At 43.2% G+C, this 4,952-nt stretch carries 3 protein-coding genes and 1 pseudogene; 1 reads left to right on the top strand and 3 read right to left on the bottom strand.

All coding sequences use genetic code 11. The annotated features are described in order from the left end of the window. Nucleotides 1-52 precede the first annotated feature (52 nt). The 3 genes from JFC07_RS13410 to JFC07_RS12840 form a co-directional block, all read right to left on the bottom strand. Nucleotides 53-157, bottom strand: a complete 105-nt coding sequence (locus tag JFC07_RS13410) for an IS1/IS1595 family N-terminal zinc-binding domain-containing protein (protein ID WP_444428286.1) — start codon at nucleotides 155-157, stop codon at nucleotides 53-55. Between the two features lie 346 nt (nucleotides 158-503). Next, nucleotides 504-1,466, bottom strand: a complete 963-nt coding sequence (locus JFC07_RS12845; RefSeq protein WP_198329208.1) for a response regulator — start codon at nucleotides 1,464-1,466, stop codon at nucleotides 504-506. 96 nt (nucleotides 1,467-1,562) lie between these two features. Next, nucleotides 1,563-3,875, bottom strand: a complete 2,313-nt coding sequence (locus JFC07_RS12840; protein WP_198329207.1) for a sensor histidine kinase — start codon at nucleotides 3,873-3,875, stop codon at nucleotides 1,563-1,565. Between the two features lie 502 nt (nucleotides 3,876-4,377). On the opposite strand from JFC07_RS12840, the pseudogene JFC07_RS13310 reads away from it, so the two are divergent. Next, nucleotides 4,378-4,952 (top strand): annotated as a pseudogene (locus JFC07_RS13310) (transposase); the annotation flags it as partial.

Below are 4,952 nucleotides of genomic sequence, written 5' to 3'. Positions count from 1 at the left end.
TTCATTGTCGTATTCTCTCAGAAAGTTGAGTCTCCGACAATCTCGGGGCGGTTCAGTCCTTACACTGGTAGTTCTGCTTGCCATAGCTTTTTTTGCCGTGTATCGAAAAACTGGAGCTGTGACAGTCGGGGCATATGATATCTATTTGTGTCTTCATAACCTCAAATATATCATCTTGCTTTGGCTGTCACCCTCCTTTCATCTCCTCAGCATACTTTCTGACACACCACCGATATTTTAAATAGATGACGTTTTAAATGGTCTTGCATTTTAAATAGGCTGATAGAGTTATTGGCTTAATGTAGCACGTTGCCGCACTTAGTCAAAAAATGCGTCAAAAACCCCATCGAAAAGCGTGCAGTAAAAAACCTCTACTTCAATTGAAATAGAGGTTTTATTTTATGGGACAGTTATTTTTGTGCTTATATCGTTCCTAAGCTTATAAAGAAAAACGCTTATAAAGAAAAACGCTTATAAAGAAAAACGCTTATAAAGAAAAACGCTTATAAAGAAAAACGCTTGCGCAATTTGCCAATCAGACTACGTACGCGACTGCTTAAATCAATACGTACATCGTTTTCAGGGTCGTGCTCGACTTCATAACGTTTGACCAACTCAGGGCTGGCTTTGAGTTTTGCATGATGCTGAAAAGCACGGTTGACGCTAATCTCAAGCAGGCTAGCACGCATGGGCTTAGGTAAGCAGCGATAAACCTGACCTTTATTAATCAAATCAATGAGCAAACCTGCATCCTGAAATTCTGTCTGTACCAAGACCACTAAGTGCGGCGCATCTTGCTTTAAGGTAAAGATAATCGGCGCGATGTTTTCGCCACTGACATTGATGTCGGTAATACACACGCCGATATCTTCATTGGCTAAATAATCGTAAGCTTCTTCCAAGCCTTCAGCGTGCAGGACTCTATAGCTGTGCGAGAATTGCTTGCTTATTTGTTCAATCAGCTCGTCGGTTTCATCGATGACCAACAGTGTCTGCTTTTTACCCGAGCTATCAAATTGCTCCGCGTCCTCATCTGGAGTATAAGTCAACGCGATTTCGGTGGCGCGACCGACGACCGCAAGTAGCTCCTCAGATTTACAAGGTTTGGTCAAATAACGATAAATCTCACCATCGTTAATAGAGCCAATAATAGCGTTCAAATCAGCGTAACCGGTCAATAAAATCCGCATGGTAGATGGCGACACTTCTTTGACTTCACGCAAGATATCGACACCCACGCGCTCGGGCATACGTTGGTCGCTGACCGCCACGTGTACATGGTTATTTTTGATATAGTCGATATATTCAGTCGGGTCAGTGGTGATAAACACGTCATGTGTTTTACGAAACAGCAGTTTCATCGAACGTAAAATACGTTGTTCATCGTCGATAAACGCCAACTTCGGTTTTGGTCCAGACCCTAGCTCAGCACCAGAGGTTTCCATTTCATGGTCAAATTCATTCATGATGATATCCTTATGATGAATAATAATACGATAGCTTTATACAATCATTTAAATAGCAATTGAGCTCACAACAAAACGAACAACAGAACCTAGCGCTTACGCTGCTAGGCTTTGTTCAGTTAAATCATTATCAATCGGTAGCGTTAAGGTAAAGGTGGTACCAACGCCTTCGGTTGAGACCGCTTTAATGTCGCCATTATGCTGCTCCATAATCTGCTGACTAATCGCCATCCCAAGACCTGTACCTTCGCCCGCGCCTTTGGTGGTAAAGAACGGTTCAAAGATTTGGTTAAGCACCTCGGCGCTCATGCCTTTACCATTGTCGCTGACATCGATATAGACATTGCGCTCATCAGAACGCGTGCGCACTTCGATTTTGCCATCCGGTTTTTCGCCCATGGCTTGCGCGGCGTTATTAAGCAAGTTCACCAAGACTTTGTTAATCTGTGACGGCGAGCATTTAATCTCAGGGGTCGGCGCAAAATCAGTGACAATTTCTTGATGTCTGATAGAGTTGCCAGCGATTTTCAATGACGCTTCGATACATTCGCGCACATCGATGGTTTTCACTTTTGACTCATCAAGACGGGCAAAGTTACGTAAGTTTAGTACCATCTCGGTGATTTGCTCGACGCCAAAGAGAGAGTCTTTAATTAGCTCTTTAAGCTCAGTGGACAAATCATCTTCTTGGATTTCATCCGACGCACGGACGATATCAGCCAATAGTTTGTCAATTTTGCCATCAGTAGCGGCGTCAGTTTTAACGGCTTTTAACCCTTGTACCAACTCAATCAACTCTTCGTATTGCTCAGTCAACTGACCGATAATCTCAAGGTTGTTTTGCACATAAGACAGTGGTGTATTGACCTCATGAGCAACACCTGCGACCATTTGACCTAACGTTGCCATTTTTTCTGAACGAATCAATTGCAGCTGAGAGTTTTTCAGCTCTTTTAGCGTCTCTTGTAGCTCAGCGGTACGCTCTTCAACTTTAATCTCTAGCTGCTGGTTGATATTGGCAAGCTTACCTTCGTTAGATTGGATACGGTCTAGGAGGTCATTAATAGAGCCGTTTACCAGCCCAATCTCGTTGCGACCTTCGGCGAATTTAACCTCGCTTAGCTTATTGTATTGCTTATCGTTAATCAGGTTTTCCGCTTGCGAGATTTTATCGGTGGTTTCTTTTAATGCTTTAAACGCTAAATAAGTGAGCATAAAGTAAATCAAACCCGCGGTGATAAGTAGCGCGAGGGCAATCCAGTTAATCAGATTCTTACTTAGATTGTCAGCGATGGCGTTAATTTCAGCATCAGGCTGGACGACGATAAGTTTCCAATAAGTCTCAGGAATCTCAAATACGTACGCTTGGCTGCCGTTATAGTAGCTGTCTTTTTCCAACTCAAAGCTCTGCAATAAGCGGCTGTCCATCGCGTTTTGCTTATTTTCACCGTTATTTAGATAAGCGGCGTAGTTGACGAGATAATAGCCTTTTGACGTACCGGTTTCGGCTTTATCAAGCGTGGTCAATACCTGCTGAACTTGCGGCGATACGCTAGCGGCAACGCGCTCGATGGTTTCGTTACGCTGCGTCTCCAAGAAGTTTAGTACCGGATTCCAAGCAGGGTCAGCGTTGATTACTTGCTTGATATCAAGCGGTGTACCGGTTTTTTCGTCGATATAGTTTAAGCGCTCAGGATTAGAGGAGGCGATAACTTTGTCACTGTTATCGAGCAGTAAAATATAACCTGATCCCGAGCTTTCGCTGAGTTTAACGATGTTTTCTTGTAGCTGATTGAGGGTAAAGTTGACGGTACTGGCACCCCAGAACTGGTTGTCACGCTCGATGGCGACACCGCAACTCATTGCCAGCTCGCCTTTGGTTTGGCTGGCGCGTACATGGTTCCATATACAGCTTTCAGGTTTGAGCAATTTCAAAACGCTAAACCAGTCTTCTTGATAATAAGGATTGGCAGGATTTGGGTCGCTGAGTACCGCTTGATAATCGCCGTTTTGACGCACCATCAAAAATGGATGGGTGGCGGTATTGGCGCCCAGTGCGCCTTTTTCCGGCCAAATGCCGCCACTACCTAATAAGTTATAATCGCGCTTATCAAAAGCATTGGCGGTACTGGCTTGCAAAATTGCTTCTTGTGGCGGCAAAGTTTGCGCGCTTTGCTGCAATAACAGGGCACTACGCATCACGCGATTGATATCGGCTGAGATACTATTGACCGCGGTATTACCACGCTCAGCGACCAGTTTTGCGGATTCAAGGCGAATTTTTTCATAACCTTCTTTATCAACAACATAAACAACAACCGCTAGTACGACCGCAAACGCAATAAATAGAATGGTCGTCACCTGGGTACTGACTTGGTTAAAAAAGCCAACTTTTTTGGAGGCACTCATGAGGGGATTGTCCTTGGATAAACGTAACCACAAAGCAGACTGTTGATACAGACTACCGATGCTATTTGCTGCAAGCAATCGATGATGTGGTGATACGTAAGCCTTACGAAAATGGGATTTGAGTATTAGGGCAAAATTTTTAATATTTTCAATCAGTTAAATATCTATACATATAACTAATATTAAATAATCCACAGATAATTCATAACTTAGACGACTATAAAAACACTATTTGGCTTACTTAACGGTCTCAGAGAGGACAGTATTAAGTAGGGGACTGACAAATTTTTGTGTTTTAAGACTTATTAGCTAAGGTTTTTTTAATTAGCTTCTCTGTATAATTCGGGAAACTTAAAAAGTGATAATGATTAACATAGATTCAATAACAATAAGAAATGTTAAATTGCATATATTAACAATATAGAAACAATTTTATGATAACAATGGAGCCTTTCCTAAAAACTGTGTAACTGCTTATAATCCACTAACCGGAGAATAAGCAATGACTACTCAATCTGACATTAAAAAACTGGCCGAGCAAATGGCTGGTAGTATGAAAAGCTTCGATGACATCAAAGGCTTTCAGAAGCAACTCATGCAGTCCTTTATCGACACTGCCCTTGAAGCTGAGATGGAAGACCATCTCGGCTACCCCAAGCATGAAAAGGCGGATAAACCTAATAAGCGCAACGGGCACACTAAAAAGACCGTCCGTAGCGACACAGGCGATTTTGAGATATCCACCCCAAGAGACCGCGGTGGCAGCTTTGAACCTACACTAGTGCGCAAGCATCAAACCCGTATCTCAGGTCTCGATGATAAAATCATATTTCACTACAGGCATAGCCTTACGTCTTGCGCTTCGGGCAAGTGTCTCCCAGACACTTGCTGATCCTCGCTCATACGCCAAAGGTCAAACCACCACCGAGATTGTAGAGAGCATTAAAGAGCTCTATGACGTCGACATTTCAAGCTCTCTTGTCTCAAGAGTCACCGATAACATATTAGAGGACATCACCGCTTGGCAGAACCGGCCGTTAAGCAGTGTTTATCCTATCGTCTATTTGGACTGCATCG

Source organism: Psychrobacter faecalis (assembly GCF_016107575.1).
GTDB lineage: Bacteria > Pseudomonadota > Gammaproteobacteria > Pseudomonadales > Moraxellaceae > Psychrobacter > Psychrobacter faecalis.
The sequence above is the reverse complement of the archived record's forward strand: the minus strand, read 5'-3'. Positions and strand labels throughout refer to the sequence as shown.